Origin of the sequence: Amycolatopsis sp. ATCC 39116, from assembly GCF_000231075.2 — a bacterium.
GTDB classification, from domain to species: domain Bacteria; phylum Actinomycetota; class Actinomycetes; order Mycobacteriales; family Pseudonocardiaceae; genus Amycolatopsis_E; species Amycolatopsis_E tucumanensis.
This window is the reverse complement of the sequence record NZ_AFWY03000001.1, coordinates 264,212-286,623: the sequence shown is the minus strand read 5'-3', so window position 1 is coordinate 286,623 and position 22,412 is coordinate 264,212. Positions and strand designations below refer to the sequence as shown.

Below are 22,412 nucleotides of genomic sequence, written 5' to 3'. Positions count from 1 at the left end.
CTCTTCAGAACGTGATGACGACCTTGCCGCGGACGTGGCGGGCCGGGAAGTCCAGCAGCGCCTGGCGGGCCTGGGCGAACGGGTACTCCGCGCCGATCTCGGTGCGCAGCGTCCCTGCGGCGGCCAGTGCGGCGAGTTCGGCCAGGCGGCCCGGGGGAGTGGTGGTTCCGGTGTAGACGGCCCGCACGTCGCGGTCGAAGGTGGCCGGCCCGCCGAGCGGGGAGGCCACCAGGCCGCCGGGTTTCGCCGCGGCGGCGGACGCGGCCAGCGCCGGCCCGGCCTGCGCGAGGTCGATCACCACGTCCGCACCACCAGGCGCCCAGTCCTGCACGCGCTGTGCGATGTCCTCGGTGCGGTAGTCGATCACGCCGTCGGCGCCGAGGCTCTCCAAGTAACCGCGGTCGCCGTCGCGGCCGGTGGCGATCACCGTCGCGCCCGCCAGCTTGGCGAGCTGGACCGCGTAGCTGCCGAGGCCGCCGGTGGCGCCCACGACCAGGACCGTGGCTCCAGGCCCGGGTTTGGCTTCGTCCAGCAGGGCGGCGGCGGTGAGCGAACCGGTGGGGAGCGCCGCGCCGTGACGCGCGTCCAGGGCGGCCGGGCGCGCCGCCGCGGAGTCGTCCGCCCGCACCAGCGCGTACTCGGCGAACCCGCCGGAGGGGACCCCGTTCCAGGCGATCACCGCCTCGCCCGGACGGAACCGGTCGACGCCCGGGCCGACGGCCTCGACGATGCCGCTGACGTCCACACCGGGCACGAACGGGTGCGTCACCGGCAACTCGTCCCGCATCGCGCCGGTGATCAGCGCGGTGTCGACGGGGTTGAGGGCGGCGGCTTCGACGCGCACCAGGACCTGCCCGGGGCCGGGTTCGGGCCGCGGCACCTCGGCGATCTCCAGTCGGTCCAGTGGCCCGTAGGCGCGGGCGAGCAGTGCTTTCACCGGTGGTCTCCTTCGTGGTCGAACGGTTTGATCGCCAGGACGCGCTTGCCGCGGACGTGGCGGGTGCCCAGGTCCTGGTAGGCCTCGCGGACCCGCTCCATCGGGTAGATCGCGGCGATCGGGATCGTGAGTTCACCGCCCGCGGCGAGTGCGGCGAGCTCGGCCCAGATCTCCGGCTCGTCGGCTTGTTCCTGCGCGGCGGAGTGCACGCCGTAGCGCTGCACGGCGCGGCCGTCGGCGATGGTGTTGATGCGCGCGGGGCGGACGCCCAGCTCGATGGCGGTGCTGACGTTGCCCGCGCCGAAGGTGTCCAGGTAGGCGTCGACGCCCTGGGGCGCGGCCGCGCGCAACCGCTCGGCCAGGCCGGGCCCGTAGGCGACCGGGTGGATGCCCAAATCGCGCAGGAAGCCGAAGTTGCCCTCGCTCGCGGTGCCGATCACCCTGGCGCCGCGCAGCTTGGCGAGCTGCGCGGTGATCACGCCGACCCCGCCCGCCGCGGCCGAAACCACCACGGTCTCGCCCGGCCGGGGATCGACGGCGGCGACCCCGGCCCAGGCGGTCGCCCCGGCGCCGGCGATGCTCGCCGCCTCCGCCCAGCCGAGCCCGGCCGGCTTGGCGGTGAGCGCACCGGGCCCGGCCACGACGAAGTCGGCCTGCGCGGCGCGCGGAGCGAAACCCAGGACCTCGTCCCCGGGCGCGAATCCCGTCACCCCGTCGCCGACCTCGGCCACGCGGCCGGCGAAGTCGTTGCCCTGGCCCTCCGGGAAACGCGCGGGCCAGACCGCGGCGAACACGCCCTCCCGGATGCCGATCTCACCCGGGTTGAGGGCCGCGGCGACGACATCGACGACCACCTGCCCGTGCCCGGCCCGAGGCCGCTCGACCTCGGCGATCTCCAGCACTTCCGGCCCGCCGTAACGGGAGAACCGCACCGCCCGGGGCATCGTGGTCACTTCCCCTCGCCCGCGGGCAGCGCGCCGAGCTGCTGCAGCACCGAGTAGAGGTTGGCGACGCCCCAGTGCTCCGTGATCTTCCCGTCGCGCACGCGCATCGCGTCGACGGTCTCGAACTCGACGTGCTTGCCGGTCGGGGCCAGGCCGAGGAACTCGCCCTCGTGCGTGCCCGAGTAGGTCTTGTAGGTGGTGACCACGTCGCCCTCGGCCGTCTGCCAGTGGATCTTCGCCGAGAAGTCCGGGAACGCCGAGCGCAGCGCGTGGTAGAGGACGCGCACGCCGTCCTTGTCCGGGGTGGTGCCCGGCTGCGGCGTGTGGTCGACGAAGTCGTACGACAGCGCGACCTGGTTGCGGACGTCGGCCACCTGCAGCTCGCCCATGACCAGGCGCAGGTGCTCCACCGCGCGGGTGCCGCCCGCGCTGCCGTAGCTGACGAAGCCGGCCGCCTTGTTGTTCCACTCGCCGTAGAGGAAGTCGATGGCGTTCTTCAGCGCGCCGGAGGTCGAGTGGTTGTACTCCGGCGTGACGAACACGTAGCCATCGAAGGAGGCGATCTTCTCCGCCCACGCCTTCGTGTGCTCGCGGGTGTACTGCCCCAGCGACGGGGGAGTGGCCTCGTCGAGGTGCGGCAGGCGGTAGTCCGCGATGTCGACCAGTTCGTAGTCAGCGTCCCCGCGGGCCGCGGCGATCTCGTGCACCCACCGGGCCACTGCTTCGCCGTTGCGGCCGGGGCGTGTGCTGCCCAGGATGATCGCGATGCGTGTCATGTCCGCCCCTCTTCGTGATTTTGATGACGTGTCAGCAAACTAGCGCGGTTTTGATGATGCGTCAACATCGCGGTACGCTGATCCGATGGCTGACGTTGGATGGCTCGACGACCGCGAAGCCCGGCTCTGGCAGGCCTACCGGGAGCTGACCCGGGAACTGCAGCGCGCCTTCGACCGCCAGCTGGAACGCGACGCCGGCCTGTCCGGCGCCGACTACGCCGTGCTCGCGCCGGTGTCCGAAACCGGCGACGGGGTGATCCGGATGCGTGAGCTCGGCCGTCAGGTCGGCTGGGACCGCAGCCGGCTGTCCCACCAGGTCAAGCGGATGGAGAAGCGCGGCCTGGTGACGCGGGAGGACTGCGCCGAGGACGCGCGGGGCGCGATGGTGCGGATCACGAAGGCCGGCCGCGCCGCGATCGAGGCGGCCGCCCCCGAACACGTCGCGACCGTGCGCCGCTACTTCTTCGACCAGCTTTCCGAACGGGACCGGGCGACGCCGACCCGGCTGTTCGAGCGCATGCTGACCCGGTTGAGCCACGACGACGGCTAATCCCGTGCCCGCAGCAGGCCCACCGGGGCCGGGCGGGTCGCCGACCACGCGGTGAGCAGGCTGGTGACCCCGGTGATCAGCACCGCGCCGACGGGCAGCGAGACCACGAGCACCCACGGCACGGCCGCCGTCGCGCTTCCGGTCACCGCTGCCGTCGCGGCCAGCGCCGCCACCAGTGTCCCGGCCGCGGCCAGCAGGCCGAGCACTACGCCGGCCGCGGTCACCGCGGTGGATTCGAGCAGCGCGGCCCGCACCACCTGGCCGCGGGACAGCCCGGTCACCCGCGCGGTGGCGAACTCGCGCCGCCGCTCGCCGGTGGCGATGACGACCGAGTTGACCACGCCGATCGCGGCGAACAGCCCGCCCAGCCCCATCACCACCAGCAGTACGCCACTGGTGGTGTCGTCCTGCGCCGCCGCGTTGCGCGCCAGCCACTCGGTAACCGGCACTGCGGACAGCCGCGCCGCGAGCGCGGCCCGGTCGGCGTCCGGGGCCACGGACACGAACGTCCGCGTCGGGACCCCGGCGATCAGGCCGTCGGGCAGCAGGCCGCGGGGCAGCAGCAGGACCGGCCCGCCCGCGGCGCCGGCAGGCACCTCGGCGACCACCGGGAGCCGCCCCAGGTCGAGATCGCCGAAGCGGACGCCGACCGTGTCACCGGTCGCCACGTCGTCACCACCAGGGCCGGCCGCCACGGTCTGCCCCTGCAGCGCCGCGAGCGAGCCGGACGCCGGGTGGATCCGCGCGTAGTCCGCCGGATCCACCACCAGCGCGGTCCGGGTCTGGGTGTAGGCGAGGTCCCCGCTGCCGACGGTCAGCACCACCGGCACTTCCGTCTCCGCCGAGGCAGCCGCCACGCCGGGCACTCCCGCCGGGACCGGGCCGTCGACGACGAAGTCGGCGACCGTGTCGCGCCCGGCCTGCCGCTGCCCCGCCTCGGCGAACGAGGCCATGGCCGTGGACTGCCCGAGCACCAGGCCGGTCAGCACGATCAGCGGCGCGGCGATCGACGCGCCGCGCCGCACACCGTCCGCAGGTTCGCCGCTGCCAGTCCGCCGAGGACGCCCCGGGCGGGCAGCAGCGTGCCCAGCGCGGGGACGAGAACCGGGGCGATCGCGGTGAAGGCCAGCGAGGCGCAGGCGCTGACCGAGATCGTCATGGCCTGCCCGCCCGCCGCGCCGCCCAGCGGCGCGAGCGCGACCAGCGCGAGCGAGCCCACAATGGACAGTCCGGACAGCCACCAGCGCCCGCGGGTCATCACCCGGCTCGCCACGCCGGAGTCGCGCAACGCCTCCAACGGCCGGACCGCGGCGGCGCGCCGCGCGGCCACCAGTACCCCGGCGACGGCGAGCGCGACACCGGAACCCAGTGACACCGCGGGAATCCACGGCACCCACGGGGCCGTGAAGCCGGCCGGGACGAACCCGAGGTCGCGCAGCAGGCCGGTCTGCAGCGCCAGCACCGCCACGCCCGCCGGGATCCCGGCCAGCCCGCCGGCCGCGCCGAGCAGTACCGCCTCGCCGGTCAGCACGCGGCGCAACTGCCGCCGCGAGCCGCCCACCAGGCGCAGCAGCGCGAGGTCGCGGCGCCGCTGCGCCACCGTGAACGCGAAGGTGGAGGAGATGACGAAGACGGCCAGGAACGCGCCGAACCCCAGCGTCACGCCCATCAGCGCCACGCCCGTCTCCCGCGTGGTCGCCACGCTCATCGCCTCGACCGCCGACGCCCCGGGGCCGGGACGCAGCCCGGCGACGGCCAGCAACAGCAGCAGCGACGACTGCACCAGCGCGACGCCGAGGCAGGTGGTCACGACCGCGCCGACGAACAACGGCCAGCGTTCGCGGAACCCCGCCCAGCTCAGACCCCGCACCGCTCAGCCCTCCAGCGCGACGAGCCGGTCGGCGACCGTCGCCGCGTCCGCGCCCTCGAGCCGCCCTGCGAGACGACCGTCCCGCAGGAACACCACAGCGTCGGCGCGCGCGGCGGCGGCCGGGTCGTGGGTGACCATCAGGATGCTCTGGCCATCGCTCGCCATGGTGCGCAACAGGCCGAGCACCGTCTCGCCGGCGCGGGTGTCCAGCGCGCCGGTCGGCTCGTCGGCGAAGAGGATCTCCGGTCGGGTGATCATCGCCCTGGCGATCGCGACCCGCTGCTGCTGCCCGCCGGACAGCTCGCGCGGCCGGTGCCGGGCGCGGTCGGCGAGCCCGACGGCGTCCAGGATCCCGGTGATCTCCGCCCTGTCCGGCTTCCGGCCGGCCAGGCGCAGCGGCAGGGCGACGTTCTGGGCTGCGGTGAGCGACCCGACGAGGTTGAACGACTGGAACACGAACCCGATCCGGGTGCGCCGCAACGCGGTCAGCTCGTCATCGTCCGCTGTCGTGATGTCGGTGCCGCCCAGCAGGATCCGCCCGCTGTCCGCGCGTTCCAGCCCCGCCGCGAGGTGCAGCAACGTCGACTTGCCCGAGCCGGACGGTCCCATCACGGCCGTCCAGCCGCCGCGCGGGAAGTCGATGGTCACGTCGTCGACGGCGCGGACCGCGGCGGGCCCGGCGCCGTAGGTGCGGCTGACACCTTCGAGTGCGACGGCCGCGGTGGCGGGCGTCGCGAGAGTCGTCACGGTGGAGGTTTTCCTCTCGGCGAGGTGATCGCACCTTTGTTGATGCGACCACAAACTAGCGTGGCTTTGTGGGCAGGTCAACAAAGATGAACTAGGGCTGAACCTCCGGGAACGGCGCCCACCGCTTGACCGCGAAACCGCTGCCCGCACGCTCGATCTCGGCCGCGCCCGCGCCGGGGAAGTGGGCCGGGAACACCAGCGCGTTCGCCTCGGCCGCCTCGCCGAGCACCCGGATGCGGGACCGCGCCGCCTGCGCCTGGTCCTCGCTGAGGCAGGTGTCGCAGCCGGGGTGCTCGAACTGCAGCGGGGTGTGCACCACGTCGCCGACGAAGAACGCGCGGTCGGTGCCCGACTCCAGGCGCAGCACGGCCGACCCCGGCGTGTGGCCGGGCGCGAGTTCGAGCGTGAGGTTGCGGTCGATGCGGTGCACCGGGCCGTCCCACAGCAACGTCTGCCCCGCGTCGTGGACCGGGTCGATGCTGTCCTCGAAGGTACTGCCGTTCGCCAGCCGCGCGTTGATCCCGTTGACCGATCCACGCTTGCGGATGTCGTTGCGCGGGTTCCAGTAGTCGAAGTCCGGACGGGAGATCAGGTACGTGGCGTTGGGGAACGTCGGCACCCAGGTGCGGTCGGCGAGACGGGTGTTCCAGCCGACGTGGTCGGCGTGGATGTGCGTGTTGACCACGAGGTCGACCTCCTCCGGCCGCACCCCCGCCGCGGCCAGCCGGCCGAGGAAGTCCTCGTCGCGGTGCCGCCAGGCCGGCATGTAGGACCGTTCCTTGTGGTTGCCCACGCCGGTGTCGACGAGGATGATCTTGCCTTCGCTGCGCAGCACCCAGGTCTGCACGGCCGCCAGGTACTCGTCGGTGCCGGGGTGCCAGAAGTGCGGCGCGAGGCCGTCGCCGTCCGCGCGCCACGGGTGCCGCTCCAGATCCGGGAACAGCGCGGGCATCGGCGCGATCGGGCCCGCCCATTCCACGACACGGGTGATCTCGACGCCGCCCAGTTCGATGGTGTCCATACCGGCACCGTATGCCGCATCAGGAGCACGGACGATAAGCGAAAATGCCCGATCGATACGCGATCGTCTCACCCGGCGTACAGTGGCGCCGTGGACGTGCTCAGCGACGTGATCGGCGCGGTGCGCACCGGGCGCCCCTTCGCCAACCGCGAGGACCGGCACGGGACCTGGCGCACCGACTTCGCCGCCTTCCCCGGCATCGGCTTCCACCTGGTGCTCGAAGGCAGCTGCCGGATGGTCACCCCCGGCGCCGCGCCGCTCGTGCTGCACGCCGGGGACGTGGTGCTCACCCCGCGCGGCAGCGCCCACAGCCTGACCGACCCCGGCACCGGGTTCGACGAGCCCGCGGAACTGCTGTGCGGCGCCTACCAAATGGACCGCACCCGGCCGCACCCGCTGCTCACCGATCTGCCGGAGGTCATCCACCTGCGCGCGCGGGCGGGCGGGCACCCCACGGTGTCCACAGTGGTCGCTCTGCTGGGCGGCGAGCTCACCGACCCGGGACTGGGCGCCGACGCCGCGATCCCGGCGTTGCTCGATCTGATGTTGCTGTTCCTGTTGCGGGAATGGCTCACTGGCGACCCGGACCGGCGTGCATCCGGGTGGTGCGCCGCGCTCGCCGATCCGGCGGTCGGGGCCGCCCTGCGCTGCGTCCACGACGATCCGGCGCGGCCGTGGACCGTGGAGGAACTCGGCGCCCGCGCCGGTCTGTCGCGCGCGGCGTTCTCCCGCCGTTTCACCGCCCTGGTCGGGCAGCCGCCGATGACCTACCTGACCTACTGGCGGCTCACCACCGCCGCCCGCCTGCTGCGCGAGACCGACCTGCCGCTGCCGTCGGTCGCGCAACGCTGCGGGTACTCCTCGCCGTTCGCCTTCGCCACGGCCTTCAAACGCGAACACGGCGTCTCCCCGGGCCGGTACCGCGCGCGCCACCAGGCCGACGACGACATCCAGGCCTGGACCGCCGCCGCGGACTGATCACGCCACCAGCTGCGCCAGCAGCGCCAGCGCCGCTTCCGACGGTGAGCCCGCTTCCGCGGTCTGGACCAGCAGGAAACCGCCGGCGCTACGCAGGACCTGGCAGGTCACGGTCAGCTCGCCGACCAGCGGGTGCCACAGGGTCTGGACGGGCTGCGGGCGCGGGTGCGGCCGCGCCCAGTGCCCGGCGAACCCCACGCTGCGGATCGACAGATCGCCCACCAGCTCCGCCAGCGCCGGGTCGTGCGGATTCCGCCGCGCGTCCTGGTGCAGCAACGCGGCCGTGGCCGCCGCAACGGCGTCCCAGTCGGTGAACAGGTCGCGGGCGTGCGGATCGGTGAACACGAACCGCGCGTGGTTGCGCTCGGCCGGCGCCCGGGCCGCGAAGTCGGTCAGCAGCGCGGCCGACAGCCGGTTCTGCGCGAGCACGTCCAGCCGCCGGCCCAGCAGGCAGGCCGGGACGAGCGCGCGGTCCAGCGCGGTCAGCAGCTCGCGGGCCGCCGACGGCGCGCGCTGACGGGTGGTCATACCGCCAGGGTGCCCCGTGGCGCGGGCCGCGGAAGGCAGCTGGGTGGCCCACTCCGTCCCAGGATGAGCGAGGCCCTTTTCGGCGCCCTTTTCGCTGCTCCGCGCTGGTTGAGTGCGGGGCACAGGCACAACGCCGAAAGCGAAGGAGAGACGAGGAAATGGCTACTTGGCTGATCACCGGCGCGTCCCGCGGCCTCGGTGCGGAAATCGCCCGCGCGGCACTCGCGGGCGGCGACACGGTGGCGGTCGCGGTCCGCAACCCGGACCGGCTCCCGGACGACCTCAAGTCCACCGACCGCGTGTTCCGGGTCGCACTGGACGTCACCGACACCGCGGCGATCGCCCCGGCGGTGGAGTCAGTGGTGAACCGGTTCGGCGGAATCGACGTGCTGGTCAACAACGCCGGCCGCGGTCTGCTGGGCGCCCTGGAGGAGATCAGCGACGCCGAGGCCCGCTCGCTGTTCGACCTCAACGTGTTCGGGCTGATCAACGTCACCCGCGCGGTGCTGCCCTACATGCGTGAAGCGGGCGGCGGGAAGCTGGTCCACATCGGATCCCGCTCCGGTTTCGAGGGCGAGCCCGGGGTGAGCATGTACAGCGCGTCGAAGTTCGCCGTGGCCGGCATCAGCGAGGCCCTGTCGGTCGAGCTGGCGCCGTTCGGGATCCAGAGCATGGTCGTCGAGCCGGGCGTGTTCCGCACCGACTTCCTCGACGCCAGCTCGCTGTCCCTGCCGGAGAACCGCATCGCGGCCTACGACGGCACCCCGGCGCACGCGACGCTGGACTGGGTCGGCGAGGCCAACCACACGCAGCTGGGTGACCCCGTCCAGGGAGCCGCGCTCATCTACGAGGTCACCGGCCAGGAGAAGCTGCCCACCCACCTGCTGCTCGGCCGCGACGCGATCGACCGCTGGCAGGTCAAGGTCGACCGCATCGCCGACGACACCGAGCCGTGGCGGGCGAAGTCCATCGCGACCGCCCACCAGGACTGAGGCGGACCGCCCCGCGGGTTCGTCCTGGACGACCAACCCGCGGGGCCGCGTTCGTCGGCGCGAACGAACTTTTCCGCCACCGGCGCCGCTACCTTGGCCCGATGGCGAACCTGGACGAGATCACCGGCTGGCTCGGACACGACTTCCCCCGCCTGGTCGAGGCGCGTGAGGTGCCCGGCGCGGCCATCGCGGTCGCCGTGGGCGGCGACGTCGCCGACGCGGCCGCCGGGGTGCTGAACCGCGCGACCGGGGTCGAGGCCACCCCGGACTCGGTGTTCCAGATCGGGTCCATCACCAAGGTCTGGACCACCACACTCGCGATGCAGCTGGCCGACGAGGGCGCGCTCGACCTGGACGCGCCGGTGCGCCGGTACCTGCCAGAGTTCCGGGTGGCGGACGAGAGCGCCGCCGCCGCGATCACCGTCCGCCAGCTGATGTGCCACACGTCCGGCTTCGAGGGCGACCTGTTCACCGACACCGGCCGCGGCGACGACTGCGTCGAGAAGTACGTCGCGACGCTGAGCGGCACCGACCAGCTGTTCCCGCCGGGGGAGATGTTCTCCTACAACAACGCGGCCTTCGTCGTGCTCGGCCGCGTCATCGAGGTGCTCCGCGGCAAGCCCTACGACCAGTGCCTGCACGACCACCTCGCCACCCCGCTCGGCCTGACCCACTTCGCGACCAACGCCGACGAGGCGATCCTGCACCGCGCCGCGGTCGGCCACCTGCCGGGCGGGCAGCCGGCCCCGGTGTGGTCGCTGGTCCGCTCCAACGCACCGGCCGGATCGGCCCTGGCGATGCGGCCACGGGACCTGCTGACCTTCGCCCGCCTGCACCTGACCGGCGGCGCCGCCCCGGACGGCACGCAGCTGCTCAGCCCGGGCAGCGTGAAAGCCATGCAGGAGCGGCAGGTCGGCCTGCCGCCGCTCGGCCTGATGGGCACCGCGTGGGGTCTCGGCTGGGAGCTGTACGAGTGGCCCGGCGGCACCGTCCTCGGGCACGACGGCGGGACGATCGGGCAGTCGGCGTTCCTGCGCGTGGTGCCCGGCCGGGACGTCGTGATCGCGCTGCTCACCAACGGCGGGGACGCCATCGGCCTCTACACCGACGTCTACGGCCACCTGCTGCCCGAGCTGGCCGGGATCGCCCTGCCGCCGCTGCCGGAGCCGCCCGCGGACCCGCTGCCGGTCGACGGCCGCCGCTACCTCGGCACCTACTCCAGCGAGGTCGCCGACCTGACCGTGACCCAGGACGACGACGGCCGCCTCTGGCTCGACCAGCGGCCCAAGGGCCTGCTCGCCGAGCTGGGCGAGGCCGAGCGGACCGAGCTGGTCCGGCTGGACGACGACGTCCTCATCCCGCGCACCCCTGTCCACGGTGTCCACCTGCCGCACGTGTTCGTCGGCGACGACGGCACCGGCCGGGCGGCCTACGTCCACTCGGGGCGGGCGACCCGCCGCTCCGCCTGACCCAGGAGACACGATGAAGACCGCTTCGATCACGGCCGCGGCCGCCGTGCTGGCGCTGGCGCTGACCGCCTGCGGCGGCGGCGCCGGGTCGACCACTGTGGACGGTGGCACGTTCACGCTGGTCTCGGCAGGCGACCCCGGCAGCCTCGACCCGCACTTCACCACGATGTCGGTGACCATCCAGGCCGACCGGTTCCTCTACGACACGCTCGTCAACATCGACCCGGGCGGCAACATGGTCGCCGGGCTCGCGGAAAAGTGGGAAGGCGACACCACCACCGCGAAGTACACGCTGCGCAAGGGCATCACCTGCTCGGACGGGACCCCGCTGACCGCGTCGCAGGTCGCCGACAACATCAACTTCGTCAGCGACCCCGCCAATGGTTCCGCGTCGCTGGGCCTCTACGTGATGCCCGGGGCGAAAGCAACCGGCGACGACGCGGCGGGCACCGTCACGGTCACCAGCCCGACCCCGGACTCGTTCCTCGTCCGCGACATCGGCGGGCTCTTCATCGTCTGCGGCAAGGGGATGGCCGACCGCGGGCTGCTCAAGCAGGGCGCGGACGGCACCGGGATGTACACCCTGACCGAGGCCGTCGCGGGCGACCACTACACGCTCACGCGGCGCAAGGACTACGCGTGGGGGCCCGGCGACTGGAAGACCGACACGCGCGGGCTGCCCGACACCGTCGTGATCCGGGTCGTCGGCAACGAACTCACCGCCGCGAACCTGCTGGCGTCCAGGCAGGTCAACGCGGCCGCCGTGGTCGGCCCCGACCAGCAGCGGCTGCGCGGCATGGGCCTGACCGCACACGACATCGAGTCCCCGTTCGGCGAGCTGTGGTTCAACCAGCGCCCCGGGATGCCCGGCGCGGACGTCGCGGTGCGGCGCGCCCTGACCCAGGCGCTCGACCTCGGCCAGCTCGGCCAGGTCCTCACCAGCGGGACCGGCCGCGCGCCGAAGAGCCTCCTCGCGCCCGGGCTCGGCCCGTGCGGCGGCGACACCATCAGCGGGCTGCTGCCCGCCTTCGACCTGGCCGCCGCGAAGTCCGGTTTGGACTCCGCGGGCTGGGTCGCGGGCCCGGACGGCGTGCGCGTCAAGGACGGCAAGCCGCTGGCGCTCACCTTCTACTACCCGTCGACGCTCGGCTCGACCATGCAGGCGGCCGCCGAACTGGTCCAGCAGCGCTGGTCCGCGGCCGGCGCGCGGGTCACCGTCAAGGGCATGACCGACACCGAGTCCACGCAGGTCCTCACGGAGGGCGTCTGGGACGCGGCGTTCGTGCCGCTCGGGGTCTTCCTGCCCACCCAGCTCGTCCCGTTCTTCTCCGGCAGCGGCAACAACTTCGCGGCCGTGCAGAACCCCGCTTACGACGCGGCGGTCCAGCAGGCCGGCGCGCTCGCCGGCGCCGACGGCTGCGGCAAGTGGGGCGAGGCCGAGCAGGCGCTGGTGCGGGAGCTCAACGTGGTGCCGTTCGTCAACGCGGTGCGGCCGACGTTCGTGCAGGGCGCCACGCTCGAGACGAGCCAGGGCAGCATCGTCCCCAGCTCGATCCGGATGCTCGGCTGAGGCGCGCGTGGTGACCACCGCGATCCGCCCGGCCGGACTGGGTGACAACGTCTGGGTCCGGTTCGCCGTGCGGCGGCTGGTCCGGGTGCTGGTGTCGGTCTGGGTGCTGCTCACCGCCGCGTTCGGGATGATCCACCTCATCCCGGGCGACCCGGTGCGGGCCGCGCTCGGGCCGACCGCCGCGCCCGAACTCGTCGAGGCCCGCCGGGCCGCGCTCGGCCTGGACGACCCGTTGTGGCAGCAGTACCTGCACTACCTCGGGAACCTGTTCACCGGCGACCTCGGCACCTCCCTCGGCTCCGGACTGCCGGTCGCGCAGGTGATCGGCGACCGGCTGCCCGCGACGCTGGAGATCGCGGGGTACGCGTTCCTCCTCGCCGTCGCCGTGGCGATCCCGGCAGGCACGGTGATGGCGGTGCTCACCCGCGGCGGGAAGCGGCGGACGACCGAGCTCGCGTTCACCTCCGCCACCGCCGTCCTGGCCGCGATCCCGGAGTTCCTCATCGCGGTGGGCCTGGTGTTCGTGTTCGGGGTCAGCCTCGGGTGGCTGCCGGTGGCCGGGCGGTCCGGGCCGGAGTCCTACCTGCTGCCGGTGCTGGCGCTGGCCGCCGGACCGGCCGCGGTGCTGGCCCGGATCACCCGCGTGGAGATGCTCGCCGTGCTGCGCGCCGACCACATCCGCACCGCCCGGTCCAAGCGGCTGCCGGCGAGCTGGATCTACCTGCGGCACGCGCTGCCGAACGCGCTGACGGCGACGCTGACGCTGGGCGGGCTGCTGCTCAGCGCGATGGTCGCGGGGACGGTGCTGGTGGAGAACGTGTTCGCCTGGCCCGGCCTCGGCAGCACCATCGTGCAGTCCATCCTCGCCAAGGACTATCCGCTGGTGCAGGGCGTCGTGCTCGTCTACGGCCTCGGGGTGCTGCTGGTGAACCTCCTCGTCGACGTGGCGCTCGCGCTGCTCGACCCGCGGTCGGCGATCAGGGAGAGCTGAGAACGTGCCGAAGTCGAACTGGAGCGCGGCCCTGCGCCGCCCGCTGGGCGCGAGCGCCGCCGTGGTCGTGGTCGCCGTGCTCGGGCTGGCGGTGCTCGCGCCGCTGCTGTGGGCGGAGCGGGCCGCGGCGCTGGACACGAACCAGATCCTGCGCGGACCCTCCGCCGAGCACTGGATGGGCACCGACGGGCTCGGCCGCGACATCTTCTTCCGCGTGCTGGTCGCCACCCGGCTGTCGGTCGAGCTGGCGCTCGCCGCCACCGCGATCGGCGTGGCCGTCGGCCTGCTGCTGGGCACCGCCGCCGTGCTGCTCGGCAAGCGCGCGGGACGGCTGGTGTCCGCGGTGGTCGACATCGCGGTGGCCTTCCCCGGGCTGCTGCTGGCGCTGTTCTTCGCGGTCATCTTCGGCGTCGGCGCGCGCGGCAGCGTGCTCGCCATCGGCCTGGCCATCGCGCCCGCGTTCGCCCGGCTCACCCGGACGATGGTGGCCCGCGTCGCCGCGCTCGACTACGTCTCCGCGGCGCGGATCGCCGGCGTCGGCCGGTTCCGCCTGCTGGGGCGGCACATCCTGCCCAACGTCGCCGAACCCCTGGTCGTCAACGCGACCATCACGACCGGCAGCACGATGCTGGCCTTCGCCGGGCTGTCGTTCCTGGGCCTGGGCGTGCAGTCGCCGGACTACGACTGGGGCCGCCTGCTTCGCGACGGTCTCGACGTGCTCTACCTCCACCCGGCTGCCGCGCTCGCGCCCACGGTGGCGGTGGTGGTCGCCGGGCTCGCGTTCAGCCTCTTCGGCGAGGCGGTCGCCACCGCGATCGGCGCCGACACCACCCGGCACCCGCGACGGGAGGCGCCGGCACCGCCACCGGCGGCCGCTCCCGCACCCCAGCCGGCGGATCCGGTGCTGGCGGTGGAGAACCTGCACGTCACCTTCCCCGGGCCGGTCACCCCGGTGCGCGGCGTGAGCTTCGCGCTGGCGCGCGGCGAATCCGTCGGCGTCGTCGGGGAATCGGGATCGGGCAAGAGCCTCACCGCGCTCGCGGTCGCGCAGCTGATCGAGGAACCCGGCCGGGTGCACGCCGACCGGCTGGAATTCCTCGGGCAGTCGCTGCCCGGCGCGGACACCCGCGCGCGGCGGCAGTTGCTCGGCACCTCCTTCGCGATGGTCTTCCAGGACCCGATGACCTCGTTCAACCCCACCCAGCGGGTCGGCAACCAGCTCGCCGAGGTGGCCCGGTACCACCAGGGGATGACCCGCCGCGCGGCGTTCGCGCGTGCCGTCGACCGGCTGCGCGCGGTGCGCCTGCCCGGCGCCGAGCGACGGGCCCGGCAGTACCCGCACGAGTTCTCCGGCGGCATGCGGCAGCGCGCGATGATCGGCATGGGACTGATGTGCTCGCCCGCGCTGATCGTCGCCGACGAGCCGACCACGGCGCTCGACGTCACCGTGCAGGGCCGCGTGCTGCGGCTGCTCGCCGACGTGCGCGCCGCCGACGACGTCGCGATCCTGCTCATCAGCCACGACATCGGGGTGGTCCGCCGGATGTGCGACCGGGTGCTGGTGATGTACGCGGGCCGGATCGTGGAGGACCTGCCGGCCGCGGACCTGGACTCGGCGGCGCACCCGTACACGCGGGCCCTGCTCGCCGCCGTGCCGGACATGACGACCGATCGCGACCGGCCGATGGCCGTCATCCCCGGCCGTCCCGCCGACCCCGCGGACCTGCCGCCGGGCTGTGCCTTCGCGCCGCGCTGCCCGCTGGCGACCGAACGGTGCACGACCGAGGAGCCGCCACTGGTGCACGGAGTCGCGTGCTGGCACCCCGTGGTGGACGTGCCGCGCGAGCAGATCCGGGTGGGGGAGGCGCGATGAGCGAACTGCGTTTCGAGGGCGTCTGCGTCCGCTACGGCTCGCGGCGCCGCGGCACGACCGCCGTGGACGGGGTGGACCTGACCGTGCCGGACGGCGCGATCGTCGGTCTCGTCGGCGAGTCCGGCTCCGGCAAGTCGACCCTCGCCCGCGCCGCGGTGGGCCTCGCGCCGGTCACCGCCGGGCGGATCCTCGTCGGCGGACGGCCGGTCCGGCAGCCCGGTCCGGTGCAGATGGTGTTCCAGGACCCGTACTCCGCGCTGGACCCCCGGATGACCATCGGCGCCTCGATCGCCGAGGCGATCCCGCGCGGCCGGACCGACCGGCGCGCCGAGGTTGAACGCCTCCTGGCGCAGGTCGGCCTCGCCGCGGACCGCGCCGGGATGCGGCCCGCCCAGCTCTCCGGCGGGCAGCGCCAGCGCGTGGCCCTGGCGCGGGCGCTCGCCGCGCGGCCGGAGGTGATCATCGCCGACGAGATCACCTCCGCGCTCGACGTCTCGGTGCAGGGCACCGTGCTCAACCTCGTGCGCGACCTGCGGGAGCGGACCGGGTTGTCGATGCTGTTCATCTCCCACGACCTGGCGGTGGTGCGCTACGTCAGCGACTTCATCGCCGTGATGTACCAGGGCCGGATCGTCGAACACGGTGCCGCCGGCCGGGTCCTCACCGAACCGGAGGACCCCTACACCCGCGAGCTGCTCGCGGCCGCTTCCGGTGGGGAGGTGTCCGATCCGGACACCGGCTCCGGCGAGGAGCCCCTGCCCGTCCGACCCCTTCGCGCACAGAGGAGAACCCGGTGACCCGACGCCAGCGCATCACGGACCTGACCGACCTGACCGTGCCCGAGCAGCCCGCGCTGTCGCCCTCGGGCGACGCGGTCGTCTACGTCCTGCGCGGCAGCGACCTCTCCGCCGACGAGAACGTGCACAGCCTGTGGCACGCCGACGTCCCCGCCGGGCGGGCGCGGCGGTTGACGCACGGACGCGCCGACACCGCGCCCGCGTGGTCGCCCGACGGCAGCCGCATCGCGTTCCTGCGCGCGGTGGACGGGCCGCCGCAGGTCTGGCTGCTGCCCGCCGCCGGCGGCGAAGCCGAGCGCCTCACCTCCTTGCCGCTGGGCGCGGGACGGCCGGTGTGGAGCCCGGACGGCACGAAGATCGCGTTCAGCGCGGCCGTCGACCTCACCCCGGACGAGCCCGACCACGCGCCCATCGTGGCCGACCGGCTCGACTACCACGCCGACGGCGCCGGCGTGCTGCGCGGCAAGCGCGCGCACCTGCACGTCGTGGACGTCGCCACCGGCGACTGCCGCCAGGTGACCAGCGGCGACTGGCACGCCGGGGATCCGGCGTGGTCGCCGGACGGCGGCAAGCTGGCCTTCGCCGCCGCCACCGGCGCCGAGCGCGACCTCGCCATCCGGGTCCCGGTGCACGTGCTCGACGTGACCGATCCCGCCGCCACCCCGCGCGAGGTGGGTCTCGCCGACGGGCTCGCCGCGGCGCTGACGTGGACGGCGGACGGCGGCGCGCTGCTCGTCGTCGGCAACCAGCGCGGGCCGGAGAGCCACGCCGGGCTGATCCGGATCCCGCTCGACGGGGGCGATCCGGTGAACCTCGCCGCCGCGCTGGACCGCAACGTGATGCCCGGCGGTCCCGCCTACCCCGGAGCCTGGCCACAGCTCACCGATGACGGCCGCAGCGTCCTGTTCTGCGTGCGCGACCGCGGCTGCACCCACCTGTACTCGGTGCCCGTCGACGGCGGCACCCCGCGCCCGGTGCTCACCGGCGCCGGACGGACTGTGGCCGGGTTGAGCGTCGCGGGGACCACCGCGGCCGTCGTGCTCACCACGCCGGACTCCTACGGCGAAATCGTCAGCCTCGACCTGTCCACCGGCGCCGAGACCGTCCTCACCGGACACACGGCGGAGGGCATCGAGCTGGTCACCCCGCAGGAGCGGGAGTTCCGCATCTCCGACGGCACCGTCGTGCACGGCTGGCTGCTGCGCGACCCGGCCACCACCGGCCCCGCGCCGCTGCTGCTCGACATCCACGGCGGACCGCACAACGCGTGGCAGGGCGGTGCCGACGAAATCCACTTCTACCACCAGGAACTCGTCGCCCGCGGCTGGACCGTGCTGCTGCTCAACCCGCGCGGCAGCGACGGCTACGGCGAGGAGTTCTTCACCGCCGTCCGCGGCGGCTGGGGCACCGCCGACGCCAAGGACTTCCTGGAGCCGCTGGACGACCTCGTCGCCGAAGGCGTCGCCGACCCGGACCGGCTCGCCGTCACCGGGTACAGCTACGGCGGCTTCATGACCTGCTACCTCACCAGCCGCGACGACCGGTTCGCCGCGGCCGTCGCCGGGGGCGTGGTCACCGACCTGACCAGCATGGCGGGCACCTCGGACGAGGGGCACCTGCTGGCGGCGCACGAACTCGGCGCGCTGCCGTGGGACGACCCCGATGCCTACGCCGCGATGTCGCCGCTGGCGAAGGTCGACCAGGTCCGCACGCCGACGCTCGTGCTGCACGGCGGCGCCGACCTGCTCTGCCCGGTGGGCCAGGCACAGCAGTGGCACACCGCGCTGCGCGAGCGCGGCGTGCCCACCCGGCTGGTGCTGTACCCGGGCGGCGCGCACGCGTTCATCCTCAACGGACGGCCCTCGCACCGCCTCGACTACAACCGGCGCGTCGTGGACTGGGTCGAGCGGCACACGCCCGGCCGCCGCCCGCCGCTGGATGCCGCGCACTGGCAGCGGCGCCTGACCGAACTCGCCGAACGCCACCACGTGCCCGGTGCGGCGCTGGGCATCCTGCGCCTGGGCGGCGAGGACGAGGTGGTGCAGGCGGCCCACGGGGTGCTCAACGTGAACACCGGTGTCGCGGCCACGACGGACTCGGTGTTCCAAATCGGCTCGATCTCCAAGGTGTGGACGGCGACCGTCGCCATGCAGCTCGCCGACGAGGGGCTCCTCGACCTCGACGCCCCCGTGGCGGACGTGCTGCCGGAGCTGCGGCTGGCGGACCCGGACACCACCAAGCAGGTGACGATGCGCCACCTGCTCACCCACACGAGCGGCATCGACGGCGACGTCTTCACCGACACCGGCCGCGGCGACGACTGCCTGGAGAAGTACGTGGCGCGGCTGGACGAGGTCGCGCAGAACCACCCGCTCGGCGCCACCTGGTCCTATTGCAACTCCGGGTTCTCGCTGGCCGGACGGGTCATCGAGAAGCTCACCGGCGGCACGTGGGACGCCGCGCTGCGGGAGCGCCTGTTCACCCCGCTCGGTCTGACCCGCACGGTGACGCTGCCCGAAGAGGCGCTGATGTTCCGCGCCGCGGTGGGCCACGTCGGCTCGCCGGAACCGGTCACGGCGCCGGTGTGGACGCTGCCGCGGTCCGCGGGCCCGGCCGGCCTCATCGACTCCACCGCGGCGGACGTGCTGGCGTTCGCGCGAATGCACCTGACCGGCGGCCTGGCCGCCGACGGCACCCGCGTGCTCAGCGCGGAAGCGGCCGCGGCGATGGCGGACAAGCAGGTCGACCTGCCGGACAAGCACTCGCTGGCCGACTCGTGGGGCATCGGCTGGTTCCGGCTGCACTGGGACGGGCAGCTGGTGCTCGGGCACGACGGCAACACGATCGGGCAGGCCGCGTTCCTGCGCCTGCTGCCCGCCGCGGGACTCGCGGTCACGCTGCTCACCAACGGCGGCAACACCCGCGGCCTGTACGAGGACCTGTACCGGGAGATCTTCGCCGAACTGGCCGGCGTCGCCGTGCCGCACCCGCTGGCGCCGCCGGACGAGCCGGTGGCCGTGGACATCACCCCGCACCTGGGCACGTACGAGCGCGCGAGCACCCGCATGGAGGTGTTCCGCGACGGGGACACGCCGAAGCTGCGCACCACCGTGACCGGCGAGCTGGCCGATCTCGTGCCCGACCCGGTCGAGGAGTACGAGCTGGTCGCCGTCGACGACGACCTGTTCGTGGTGTGGATCCCGCAGATGGAGTCCTGGATGCCGGTCACGTTCTACTCGCTGCCCACCGGGGAGCGGTACGTGCACCACGGCGTGCGGGCCACACCGAAGGTGGTGTGAGCATGCCGTTCCCGGACCTGCCCGCGATGCTCGGCGACATCGAGCGGCTGGTCACCTGCGAATCGCCGTCGTCGGACCACGCGGCGGTGGCCGCGAGCGCGGACACGCTCGCGCGCCTCGGCGAGCGGCTCCTCGGGACGCCGCCGGAGAAGATCGTCCGCGACGGGTGGACCCACCTGCGCTGGCGCTTCGGCCCTGGCCCCGCGCGGGTCCTGCTGCTCGGCCACCACGACACCGTGTGGCCGCTGGGCTCCCTGGCCACGCATCCGTACACAGTGGAGGGTGATGTCCTGCGCGGGCCCGGCTGCTTCGACATGAAGGCCGGGGTGGTGATGGCTCTGCACGCCGTCGCCGCGCTCGGCGACCGGGCCGGGGTGACCATCCTGATCACCGGCGACGAGGAGCTCGGCTCGCCCAGCTCGCGAACCCTGATCGAGGACGAGACCGCGGGCTGCGCCGCCGCGCTGGTGCTGGAGGCCTCCGCCGACGGCGGGGCGCTCAAGACCGAGCGCAAGGGCGTGTCGCAGTACCAGGTGCAGGTGAAGGGCCGGGCCGCGCACGCCGGGCTGGAACCGGAACGCGGCGTCAACGCCACCGTCGAGCTGGCGCACCAGATCCTGGCGGTGGCCGGGCTCGCGGACCCCGGGCGCGGCACGAGCGTGACGCCGACCGTGCTGTCCGCCGGCACCACGGCGAACACCGTGCCCGCCGCCGGGCAGTTCGCGGTCGACGTGCGCGTCCGCAGCGCGGCCGAGCAGTCCAGGGTGGACGGGCGGATGCGGGCGCTGGAGTCCGTTGTGGAGGGTTCGGTGGTGGAGGTGCTGGGCGGCCCGAACCGGCCCCCGTTGGAAGCGGAGTCGTCGGCCGCGCTGTTCGCCCGCGCGCAGGCGGTGGCGGCCACGCTCGGTCTGCCGCCGCTGACGGCCGCCGCGGTCGGGGGCGCCTCGGACGGCAACTTCACCGCGGGCGCCGGGGTGCCCACCCTCGACGGGCTCGGGGCCGTCGGCGGCGGAGCACACGCCGACACCGAGCACATCCGGATCGGCGAGCTGCCCGGCCGCACCGCGCTGGTGTCGGCCCTGGTCGCCGACCTGCTGACGGACGTGCGCCGGTGAGGACCAGTCCCGAGGAAGCCGCGGCCAAGGCGGCGGTCGCGGCGGGCGTCCGCGTCCGCGAGATCGCCGAACTGCCCGAGCTGGAGGCCGTGTACCGGCTGTTCGACCTGATCTGGCGCCCCGATCCGGCCAACCCGCCGGTGACCACCGAGCTCATGCGGGCGCTGACCAAGGCGGGCAACTACGTCGCCGGCGCGTACGTCGGGGACGAGCTCGTGGGCGCCTGCGTCGGGTTCTTCGGCACCCCCGGGGTGATGCACAGCCACATCGCGGGCGTGTCCCCGGTGATGGCCGGGCGCAGCGTCGGGCTGGCGCTCAAGCTGCACCAGCGGGCCTGGGCGCTGCCGCGGGGGATCTCGGTGATCGAGTGGACCTTCGACCCGCTGGTGAGCCGCAACGCCTACTTCAACCTCGGCAAGCTCGCCGCCGAAGCCGTGGAGTACCTGCCGAACTTCTACGGCGGGATGCACGACCACATCAACGGCGACGACGACACCGACCGGCTGCTGGTGCACTGGCGCATCGGCGCCCCCGAGGTCGAGGCGGCCTGCGACGGCACACCCCGGCGCGTCTCCGCGCCGCCCGGTGCGGTCGTGGCGCTCGGCGCGGAGAACGACATCCCCCGCCTCGGCAGTCTCGACGGGCCGGCCCTGCTGGTCGCCGCGCCGCGGGACATCGAGACGCTGCGCCGCGCGGACCCGCGCCTGGCGCGGCAGTGGCGGATCGCGGTGCGCGACACGCTCGGCGCGTTGCTGGCCGAGGGCGCGCGCGTCGCGGGATTCGACAAGACCGGGTGGTACGTCGTCACCCGCGTGGCCAAGGAGGACAGCGCGTGAAACTGACCGGAGTGGAACTGCGCCGCATCGAGATGCCGCTGGTGGCTCCGTTCCGGACCTCGTTCGGCACGCAGACCGCCCGCGACATCTTGCTGGTGCGGGTCGAGACGGACGAGGCCGTGGGCTGGGGCGAATGCGGCACACTGGCCGACCCGCTCTACTCGCCGGAGTACGTGGACGGCGCGGCCGACGTGCTGCGGCGGTTCTTCGTGCCCGCGCTCGCGGCCGCCGACCACCTCGACGCCACCGCGGTGGGCCGGGTGCTGGCGCCGTTCAAGGGGCACCGCATGGCCAAGGCCGCGCTGGAGATGGCGGTGCTCGACGCCGAGCTGCGCGCCGAAGGCCGCCCGCTGGCGCGGGAACTGGGCGCGGTGCGCGACCGGGTGCCGTGCGGGGTGTCGGTCGGCATCATGGGCTCAGTCGGCGAACTGCTCGACACCGTCGGCGGCTACCTCGACGCCGGGTACGTGCGGATCAAGCTCAAGATCCAGCCCGGGTGGGACGTCGAGCCGGTGCGGGCGGTCCGGGAACGCTTCGGCGACGACGTGCTGCTGCAGGTCGACGCCAACACCGCGTACACGCTCGCCGACGCGCGTCACCTGGCCCGGCTCGACCCGTTCGGGCTGCTGCTGATCGAGCAGCCACTGGACGAGGAGGACGTGCTCGGGCACGCGGAACTCGCCAAGCGGCTCGCCACGCCGGTGTGCCTGGACGAGTCGATCGTGTCGGCGAAGTCGGCCGCGGACGCGATCGCGCTCGGCGCGTGCCAGGTCGTCAACATCAAGCCCGGCCGGGTCGGCGGCTACCTGGAAGCGCGCCGGGTGCACGACGTGTGCGCCGCTCACGGGGTGCCGGTGTGGTGCGGCGGCATGCTCGAATCCGGGCTGGGCCGCGCCGCCAACGTCGCGCTCGCCGCGCTGCCCGGCTTCACGCTGCCGGGCGATACCTCCGCCTCCGACCGCTACTATCGCACCGACATCACCGAGCCGTTCGTGCTCTCCGGCGGGCACCTGGACGTGCCCGCGGGGCCGGGCATCGGGGTGGAGCCGGTGCCGGAGCTGCTGGCCGAGGTGACGACGGCGACCGAGCGGGTGGCCTGCTGAGCCGGCGAGGAGGTGG

20 protein-coding genes are annotated in these 22,412 nt (G+C 73.9%); 12 read left to right on the top strand and 8 right to left on the bottom strand.

Translation table 11 applies throughout. The annotated features are described in order from the left end of the window. Window positions 1-4: 4 nt before the first annotated feature. The 3 genes from AMY39116_RS0301515 to AMY39116_RS46535 are packed head-to-tail and all read right to left on the bottom strand — an operon-like array spanning window position 5 to window position 2,657. Window positions 5-937: an NADP-dependent oxidoreductase gene (locus tag AMY39116_RS0301515; protein ID WP_020415949.1), complete on the bottom strand. Its 933-nt coding sequence runs from the start codon at window positions 935-937 to the stop codon at window positions 5-7. After that, window positions 934-1,881 carry an NADP-dependent oxidoreductase gene (locus tag AMY39116_RS0301510; RefSeq protein WP_039791132.1) on the bottom strand — a complete coding sequence of 316 codons (948 nt, stop codon included), beginning with the start codon at window positions 1,879-1,881 and terminating at the stop codon, window positions 934-936. Before AMY39116_RS0301510 ends, AMY39116_RS0301515 begins: the two co-directional genes overlap by 4 nt. Before the next feature lie 5 nt (window positions 1,882-1,886). Further along, on the bottom strand, window positions 1,887-2,657 hold the full coding sequence (locus AMY39116_RS46535) for an NAD(P)H-dependent oxidoreductase (RefSeq protein ID WP_020415947.1): 771 nt from the start codon (window positions 2,655-2,657) through the stop codon (window positions 1,887-1,889). An 85-nt stretch (window positions 2,658-2,742) separates the two neighbouring features. On the opposite strand from AMY39116_RS46535, the gene AMY39116_RS0301500 reads away from it, so the two are divergent. Then, a complete protein-coding gene (locus AMY39116_RS0301500; RefSeq protein ID WP_020415946.1) occupies window positions 2,743-3,207 on the top strand; it encodes a MarR family winged helix-turn-helix transcriptional regulator in 465 nt (154 codons plus the stop codon). Here the strand turns inward: AMY39116_RS0301500 and AMY39116_RS47300 are convergent. The 4 genes from AMY39116_RS47300 to AMY39116_RS0301485 all read right to left on the bottom strand — a co-directional run bounded on the left by AMY39116_RS47300 (window position 3,204) and on the right by AMY39116_RS0301485 (window position 6,845). Further along, complete coding sequence (locus AMY39116_RS47300) at window positions 3,204-4,232, bottom strand: ABC transporter permease (RefSeq protein ID WP_020415945.1); 1,029 nt, start codon at window positions 4,230-4,232, stop codon at window positions 3,204-3,206. The two genes, AMY39116_RS0301500 and AMY39116_RS47300, sit on opposite strands and share 4 nt — an antisense overlap. Beyond that, window positions 4,199-5,077 (bottom strand): FtsX-like permease family protein, encoded by an 879-nt coding sequence (locus tag AMY39116_RS47295; protein WP_235716029.1) that lies wholly within the window; start codon window positions 5,075-5,077, stop codon window positions 4,199-4,201. The genes AMY39116_RS47300 and AMY39116_RS47295 overlap by 34 nt, the downstream gene beginning before the upstream one ends. Window positions 5,078-5,080: 3 nt before the next feature. Next, window positions 5,081-5,824 (bottom strand): ABC transporter ATP-binding protein, encoded by a 744-nt coding sequence (locus tag AMY39116_RS0301490; protein WP_020415944.1) that lies wholly within the window; start codon window positions 5,822-5,824, stop codon window positions 5,081-5,083. A gap of 91 nt (window positions 5,825-5,915) precedes the next feature. Beyond that, window positions 5,916-6,845, bottom strand: a complete 930-nt coding sequence (locus AMY39116_RS0301485) for an MBL fold metallo-hydrolase (protein WP_020415943.1) — start codon at window positions 6,843-6,845, stop codon at window positions 5,916-5,918. Window positions 6,846-6,935: 90 nt separating this feature from the next. Here AMY39116_RS0301485 and AMY39116_RS0301480 point away from each other — a divergent pair, with 90 nt between their 5' ends. Then, window positions 6,936-7,823: an AraC family transcriptional regulator gene (locus tag AMY39116_RS0301480; protein WP_020415942.1), complete on the top strand. Its 888-nt coding sequence runs from the start codon at window positions 6,936-6,938 to the stop codon at window positions 7,821-7,823. Here AMY39116_RS0301480 and AMY39116_RS42005 read toward each other — a convergent pair whose 3' ends face one another. Continuing rightward, a complete protein-coding gene (locus tag AMY39116_RS42005; RefSeq protein ID WP_020415941.1) occupies window positions 7,824-8,351 on the bottom strand; it encodes a hypothetical protein in 528 nt (175 codons plus the stop codon). A gap of 158 nt (window positions 8,352-8,509) precedes the next feature. On the opposite strand from AMY39116_RS42005, the gene AMY39116_RS0301470 reads away from it, so the two are divergent. The 10 genes from AMY39116_RS0301470 (at window position 8,510) to menC (ending at window position 22,396) form a co-directional block, all read left to right on the top strand. Then, a complete protein-coding gene (locus tag AMY39116_RS0301470; protein ID WP_020415940.1) occupies window positions 8,510-9,343 on the top strand; it encodes an SDR family NAD(P)-dependent oxidoreductase in 834 nt (277 codons plus the stop codon). Window positions 9,344-9,444: 101 nt separating this feature from the next. Beyond that, complete coding sequence (locus AMY39116_RS0301465) at window positions 9,445-10,812, top strand: serine hydrolase (RefSeq protein ID WP_020415939.1); 1,368 nt, start codon at window positions 9,445-9,447, stop codon at window positions 10,810-10,812. Between the two features lie 13 nt (window positions 10,813-10,825). Continuing rightward, entirely contained in the window at window positions 10,826-12,382 is a 1,557-nt protein-coding gene (locus AMY39116_RS0301460; RefSeq protein ID WP_020415938.1) for an ABC transporter substrate-binding protein, read from the top strand. A gap of 10 nt (window positions 12,383-12,392) precedes the next feature. Then, window positions 12,393-13,373 carry an ABC transporter permease gene (locus tag AMY39116_RS0301455; protein WP_027935539.1) on the top strand — a complete coding sequence of 327 codons (981 nt, stop codon included), beginning with the start codon at window positions 12,393-12,395 and terminating at the stop codon, window positions 13,371-13,373. Window positions 13,374-13,377: 4 nt separating this feature from the next. Beyond that, on the top strand, window positions 13,378-15,246 hold the full coding sequence (locus AMY39116_RS0301450; protein WP_020415936.1) for a dipeptide/oligopeptide/nickel ABC transporter permease/ATP-binding protein: 1,869 nt from the start codon (window positions 13,378-13,380) through the stop codon (window positions 15,244-15,246). Continuing rightward, window positions 15,243-16,043, top strand: coding sequence for an ATP-binding cassette domain-containing protein (locus AMY39116_RS0301445; protein WP_020415935.1), 801 nt, complete (start codon window positions 15,243-15,245; stop codon window positions 16,041-16,043). The genes AMY39116_RS0301450 and AMY39116_RS0301445 overlap by 4 nt, the downstream gene beginning before the upstream one ends. After that, window positions 16,040-19,342, top strand: a complete 3,303-nt coding sequence (locus tag AMY39116_RS0301440) for a serine hydrolase (protein WP_020415934.1) — start codon at window positions 16,040-16,042, stop codon at window positions 19,340-19,342. The genes AMY39116_RS0301445 and AMY39116_RS0301440 overlap by 4 nt, the downstream gene beginning before the upstream one ends. Window positions 19,343-19,368: 26 nt before the next feature. Further along, window positions 19,369-20,457: a M20 family metallopeptidase gene (locus AMY39116_RS0301435; RefSeq protein ID WP_039791127.1), complete on the top strand. Its 1,089-nt coding sequence runs from the start codon at window positions 19,369-19,371 to the stop codon at window positions 20,455-20,457. Continuing rightward, window positions 20,454-21,293 carry a GNAT family N-acetyltransferase gene (locus AMY39116_RS0301430; RefSeq protein ID WP_020415932.1) on the top strand — a complete coding sequence of 280 codons (840 nt, stop codon included), beginning with the start codon at window positions 20,454-20,456 and terminating at the stop codon, window positions 21,291-21,293. The genes AMY39116_RS0301435 and AMY39116_RS0301430 overlap by 4 nt, the downstream gene beginning before the upstream one ends. Continuing rightward, complete coding sequence (gene menC, locus AMY39116_RS0301425; RefSeq protein WP_020415931.1) at window positions 21,290-22,396, top strand: o-succinylbenzoate synthase; 1,107 nt, start codon at window positions 21,290-21,292, stop codon at window positions 22,394-22,396. Before AMY39116_RS0301430 ends, menC begins: the two co-directional genes overlap by 4 nt. Window positions 22,397-22,412 lie beyond the last annotated feature (16 nt).